Source organism: Paenibacillus sp. EB106-04-04-XG159 (assembly GCF_058791835.1).
Genome location: NZ_JBYTDY010000035.1, coordinates 1 through 6,926 on the forward strand (window position 1 = coordinate 1; position 6,926 = coordinate 6,926).

General features: G+C 44.9%; 4 protein-coding genes. All 4 read right to left on the bottom strand.

The features are described 5' to 3' along the window. Positions 1–515: 515 nt before the first annotated feature. Positions 516–2,840 (bottom strand): helix-turn-helix domain-containing protein, encoded by a 2,325-nt coding sequence (locus AC3WTP_RS23155; RefSeq protein ID WP_492396983.1) that lies wholly within the window; start codon positions 2,838–2,840, stop codon positions 516–518. Between the two features lie 92 nt (positions 2,841–2,932). Next, entirely contained in the window at positions 2,933–4,552 is a 1,620-nt protein-coding gene (locus tag AC3WTP_RS23160) for an extracellular solute-binding protein (protein ID WP_492396984.1), read from the bottom strand. A gap of 33 nt (positions 4,553–4,585) precedes the next feature. Beyond that, positions 4,586–5,470 carry a carbohydrate ABC transporter permease gene (locus AC3WTP_RS23165; protein WP_492396985.1) on the bottom strand — a complete coding sequence of 295 codons (885 nt, stop codon included), beginning with the start codon at positions 5,468–5,470 and terminating at the stop codon, positions 4,586–4,588. Continuing rightward, positions 5,464–6,429 (bottom strand): ABC transporter permease, encoded by a 966-nt coding sequence (locus tag AC3WTP_RS23170; RefSeq protein WP_492396986.1) that lies wholly within the window; start codon positions 6,427–6,429, stop codon positions 5,464–5,466. The genes AC3WTP_RS23165 and AC3WTP_RS23170 overlap by 7 nt, the downstream gene beginning before the upstream one ends. Positions 6,430–6,926: the final 497 nt, after the last annotated feature.

Consider the following 6,926-nt stretch of genomic DNA (forward strand, 5'->3'; position numbering starts at 1 on the left):
GGACGTCGCCAAGCTAACTAAAGCCCGCTGTTGATCTCGAATCGACAGCGGGCTTTTTCTATGTGGCAGGTTAATGAGGCGCAGGCTTTCATGAGGTCGAATCCTTATAGGTGGATACCTGTATGTGCAATGCTTGCGCCTCACAGGCTAGATGCATTTTGTACATCTAATTGCACGAATGACAGCCCTAAAGCACAAATTAACTGCATTTCGTACATTTAGTTTAGTCAGCATCGGACAATGAGCCCACATGCAGCGGAAATAGATGTACATTATGCAGTTAGCACTCGGTCAACTCCCAGCAACTACATGCTAGCTGCACGAAATGCAGTTAATCCAACAACAAATACACGACATAAGAAGAAGGCTTGGTCAAACACGATAAAGGTGTTCTACGAAAGTAGGACAATACCGAGCACACTCGTCCCGCTATTGATCTCCACTCAACAGCGAGCTATTTCTATATTAGCAGGTGAATGAAGACGAAATCATGTAGCAGTAACAGAACAAACCAATTAGATGTCCGAATTCATAATGTTGCGATACTGAATGGGTGTTATTCCCTCATTCTTCTTGAATTTACGAATGAAGTTAGTTGAGTCGACATACCCGACTTTATCCATGATGTCTTGGAGCTTCAGATCGGTTGTCTTCAACAGTTGCTTGGCCTGATCCATTCGCATTCCGTCAATGTAGCGCATAAGAGAGTCACCGGTATGATCTTTGAAGAAACGTGTAGCATACGAAGGTGATATATCAAAATGCTTGGCGATCGTGTCAAGGGAGATTGATTGATTCCTGTAGTGGTCATGGATATAGTTCTTCAGCGTGCGCAATAGCTCAACATTCTTACTCTCTTTCTTGCTGGCTATAAAGCGGCAGACATTGCAGCATATGTCCGTTACAAGTCGTTCGAGCTCTTCGATCGTTTCGAGATGCGGCACGAATAGACGTTCCAGCGCCTCGTTCGTTACCTCATCAAGGTCAATATCAAGCTCGATAAGAGTCTTCGCGCTGTTGTTGACGATATCAAAGCAGATAAGTTCAGCTGCATCAATAGGCATCTTTCTCTCTGTTATCTGTCCGAATGCTTTACGCACAGCTTCTTCCACCTGCTTGCTGTCCCCTTGCCGGATGGCACGGATAAGCTGATCTGCCGTATCAACAGGATACCAGCGTTCTCTAGCGCTATCCTGCTCAATATCACGATAGAAGATAATTTGGTTGCCCCCTCTGATGAGGCGATAGCGAGCCGCATGGCTTGCTTCAATGAAGGAATGGGAGAGAGCTGTGATTTCACTGACGATATTGCCGATTCCAGTTGTCACCGTATAGCGGAAATACTGCTGCAGCGTATACTTCGCTTTCATTGCGAATTGTTGCAGCACTTCATCGTTATCATTGCCTTCATTCAGGTTTAGTAAGAATACGATACTGCGCCCATCAATCAGCTCCACTCCGAAGCCGTATCCGATCTCCTCAGATAATTCCTCTAGGATCTTGACGAGACTGTGCTTCAAATGATCCTGCATCGAGTCCGAGTTGTTTCTACGAAAGGTCTGATAGTCATCAATGAGAAATAGCAGGGCAGCATAATGAGGACCATCCATTCGCAAGCTGGAGAACTGGAGGTTATCTTCCCATTCCTTACGCGACTTGAATTTACCCTTGATCAGAGAGAGCAGGACTTGTTCCCGCAAGACGATGGCCTGGTTGTGGAGTTGATGGATAAGACCTTCATTTTCCCTAGCCATGTTGACGACTGCTGTAGAGATATAGTCAAGTTCATCCCTCGACCTAGTTATGCCCGATGCTGGATGTGCCGCCTGATTCTGATTGGAGATGACTCTGACTATTTTCTGCAATGGTTTATAATGATGAATGGATAAAGCGACAGCCAGAATAACACCGATCAGGAAAATGACTGCTGCAGTCACATTAAATAATAGCCGTGCATGATTAACCTTGTGCATAATCTGATTGGAAGGCATAACAGCTACATAGCTGTAGCCGCGTCGAGTTGAATCATGCTTGACCGCTGTATACTGCTCATTGCTATGTTCAAGGCTAGTAATGTTCCAATTGCTGTTATCGCCTCGAATCGTATCCAGTGTCGCAGTGAGGAGACTGCTGTCAGAAACACCATTTGTGTATTCGTATAACAAAGTCCCTTGATGATCAAATACATACAACGTACCGTTATAGTCCCCCAGCACACTAGTCGCCAGTGATTGGAAAGCGCTTTCGGAAATGAAGAACATAACAGTCCCATACGGCGTGTCGGAGCTAGCTGCAAGCGGTACGGAGTACGTCGCATATCGTTCACTGATAATCTGATTATATTGAACGGTATCCATCGGCCGCATGACCGGCGCGGTTAATGTATTGCTCATGTTTACAAACTCATGTTGATTCCAATTCTCGAATTGAAATATAACCTCGAAAAATGAATCGAGCCTGTAGGTGCCGCTTGCTGCATATAATTGATCCGGATTGCGTCCATTGTAGTGAATGATAATATCACTAATAAACATATTGGTCGATAAATACTGCTTCAATTCCTCAATTGCCTCATAAGTGCCGTATCCATGGGAGGTTGCGTTAAATGGTCGCAGTTGGACATTGCTCGATATCTGCTGCGCCATCTGATCCATCTCCAGTATGCGTTGGTCGATCGCCTCACTGAACTGGTCAAGGGAATTGATGGTCGAATGCTCGACTTCGGATCGCAAGGAGCTTAGAAACTGCATATAGACAACGCCGCTCATGATCAATAGCGATATGACGGTTAGCAATATATAAGAAAGAAAATAGCGGTAGAATCGTTGACTCTTCATCATGACATGTACGTATCCTCCCTATTCTTAATCTAATGTAAAATGCATGAACGGTCGGAGAGTACAGCTACTCCCCGACCGCTTAGAATCTGTTGTTATCCTTGCTTATAACGGTTATAAGCGTTCTTGTATATTTCCATGTAACGATTAACGTCCATCTGCTCCAGAGTCTTCACATACTGATCCCACTCTGCGAATGAGGCGTTGCCCGAGACGAACTTGGCCCGCATCTCTGTTACATAGCTATTGATATCTGAACCGATCGTAGACATATCCTCATTATCTTCCGTTGTAAAGGTAAAGGTTGGCCAGATTTCCTCCGGTAGATGCTTCGAGAATTGAGTTGCCGCTTCTACAGATTCCGGTCGGCTTTCTGCACCCTTGAAAAATTTCTGCTGCACGATATTCGGATAGCCTCCACCCGGCCATACCACATACTTAACCAGCGCCTGCTCGAATGTTAGCCCGTTCGGATTCTTATTAATCTCATCGGTATATTCATACTCACCTTGCGCATTCACCTTATACGATTGTCCTTCGAAGCCCATGAAGAACATCTTGCTTCCTTCATCGCCGTATAAGTAATCGATCCAACGAACTGTTTCAACCGGATTTGGATTGCGATCCGTGATGACAAATGCGCCCGGGAGAGCAAGAGGTGAGCCTATAGCCGACCAGAGCTGGTCTCCATGAGGTCCCTTCAAAGCGTTGGCGCCAATATAATCGGTCTGACTCATCAATGTGTAGGGGCTTGTGGTTATTGTCGAGCCATATACGCCATTTGCACCAGTAGCGTAATATTGATTAGCCTTGATCGTGAATATATCTTGTCCGATTAGCCCTTCCGTATATAATTTGTTCATGAACTCGAGCATTTCCTTGTATTTCGGGCTAGTTGGGATAAAGCGGAGATCTCCAGTATCCGGATCTACATCGACATTAGCATTACGGACGCCGCGGTTGCTCAGTCCCCAGGACCCTTTGAGATAATTGTGCAATGTTTCGATACCTACAGCTTGGAAAGGGATCTCATCCTTCTGGCCATTTTTGTTCGGGTCCTGTTCTTTGAATGCTTTCAGCATAGTATAGAACTCATCCGTTGTCTCAGGTTCTTTTAGATTCAAGGCATCGAGCCAGTCCTTCTTGATCCACATCTTGGCTGAGGAGAGCACCGAAGTGAATTCTGGATCGTAAATGGTTGGGAATGAGTATATATTGCCGTCAGGCATCGTTAACCCTTTTCGAACTTCTGGATATTTGTCCAGTAGAGCCTTCAGATTCGGTGCATGCTCATCGATCAGATCATTGAGCTTGATGAATATGCCTTGCTGGCCGTACTTCTGCAGATCAGCAGGGGGAATGGATGCTGTGAAGAAAGCGTGCGGGTAGTCGTTGCCTGCCAGCAGAAGGTTGCGCTTCTCTGCCATAGTCTCAGACGGGACCATTTCCCATTCCACTTTGATATTGGTCATCTTCTCGTATTCCTGCCACAGTATCGTCTGGTTCCAGTCTGGCGCTGTCGTTGGTGCTTTACCGGCGATCATTTTCAATGTAATGGGCTCTTTGACGATAGGTAATCCTGTTGGGTTAAAGTTGCTGGATGGAGCTGTATCCGATGGTGACTTGGAAGAGTTGTTGCCGGAGCACCCGGCAAGCAAAGAGAGAGCCAATAGAGCTGCGATGGACAAGTGAATGACTGCCTTCTTATTCCTCAAAGAAAATACCCCCTATGAATGATTTTAGGGTTATCAGCCTTTGATAGCTCCAATAACCATACCTTTAACGAAGTAACGCTGCAGAAATGGATACAACATGAGAACAGGCAAGTTAGCAATAATAACAACGGCATACTTGATGGATTCCGCCTCCATCACCGTCTTAGCAAGCGACTCTTCATTCGTCTGGATCATGTCCTGCATGTTACTCTGAATCAGAATCTCACGTAAAATGAGCTGCAGCGGATATTTTCCACGTTCTGTTAAGTAAATGAGCGCGCTAAAAAAGGAGTTCCAATGGGTAACGCTGTAAAACAACGTCAAGACGGCGATTACCGGGAGAGAAAGCGGAAGCACAATCTTCAGCAAGATCTTCATGTTGCTGCAGCCATCCATCTGTGCGGATTCTTGAACTTCAATCGGTATGCTCTGCTGGAAGAACGTGCGCATGATGATAATATTCCAGACCGCGACCGCATTGGGAATGATCAGCGCCCACATGGTGTTCATCATGCCAAGCTGCTTCACGATTAGATAGGTAGGGATTAGCCCTCCACTGAAAAACATCGTAAAGACGAACATGATGGTAATCAGATTGCGTCCGTGAAAGTCTTTGCGAGATAACGGATAAGCGGCTAGGATCGTCATGACGATGTTCACGATGGTACCGAGTACTGTATAGATAATGGTGTTCATGTAACCCACCAGAATCTCGTTGTTTGAGAATACTTTCTCGTATCCGACAAAGGTGATGTCTTTAGGGAACAGCCACACTTCACCATTTACAACAGCAGAAGGGTTACTGATGGATGCGACAGCCACAAAGACAAGTGGATACATAACGATAAGGAGGACGAGTCCGAGCAGCAGATGATTGATAACATCGAATAATCGGTCACCTTTGGATTGCTTTACCATAGGCTAGTCTGTCCCACCTTTCTCGCGATGAAATTAACGGACAGGAGCAGGATGAAGTTAATAATGGAGTTAAACAGCCCGACTGCTGCGGAGAAACTGTACTGGGCACCGATAATTCCAGTTGAATAAACGTAGGTGGCGATGACATCCGAGCTGTCTTTGTTCAGTTCATTTTGCATCAAAAATACTTTCTCGAAGCCTACAGCCATAATAGATCCGACATTCATAATGAGCAGAATAATGATAGTTGGCATGATGCCGGGAATGTTGATGTGCCATATTCGCTTAAGACGGGATGCGCCGTCGACTTTAGCTGCCTCATGCAGCTGCGGATCGATGCCTGTTAAGGCTGCAAGATAGATAATGGAGCTCCAGCCCATCTGCTGCCACACACCAGAGAATACATAGATGGTCTTGAACCATCCTGGTTCGGTCAGGAAGGATACTGGATCGCCGCCAAACAGACGAATGAGCATATTGATGAAGCCAGAGTTGGGATCGAGAAATATGAATAACATCCCGACAAGCACGACAGTAGATAGAAAGTGAGGGGCGTATGTAACGGTTTGAATCGTTTTGCGGAAATAGGTGTTCCGGACTTCATTGATCATTAGAGCCAGAATAATCGGGACTGGAAAGCCGACGAGAAGTTCATATAGGCCAATCTGCAGTGTATTCGTGAGGAGTCTTTCAAAGTAGTAGCTGTTAAAGAAGCGTTCGAAATGCTTGAGTCCGACCCAAGGACTGTTGGTAATCCCTTTCGAGGCGATGAAGTCTTTGAATGCGATCTGGACTCCGTACATGGGAATGTAATGAAAGATAATGTAGTACACAACGACCGGGACGATGAGCAAATAGAGATCCCAATTCTTCTTGATCGATCGAAGTAGTGAGGGGCGACGAACCGCAATGTCTCTCTCGTTAGCAAGATTCGTTGCTGCTTCTTTCAATATTATCATCACCTCTTCGAATGATTATTTTGATATCGGACTATTTGAATTTAATCTAAATGAAAATCTTATCCTTGTACATCTGCAGTTCTATCCGGCATCTGCAATTCTTTACAATCAGCATAACCACAGGGACTGCGAGGTGTAGATTCCTTATGTACATGCATACAACGATTAAGCGAAATAGTTGCTTCGGCGAGCAGGAGATAAACGAGATATGCCTGTATATAGAAGAGAGGCGCGAAAAATGGATGATGAAAATGGATAATTTTATTAGCTTGTACAAAGCTATAAATCTATGATATATTAAATGTCCGCCCGCAAATGGGCGATAGGGACAAGCAAGCATCGCAAGGGTGCTGAAATAAACTTTTAAAAAAGTGCTTGACCTAATATGTAAAACATGATATATTAATTAAGTAGTCGCTTAACGGCGATGAAAAAAAGAAAGTAACTTACGAGTTACGAATTGTTCTTTGAAAACTGAACAACGAGCGAATGTTGAG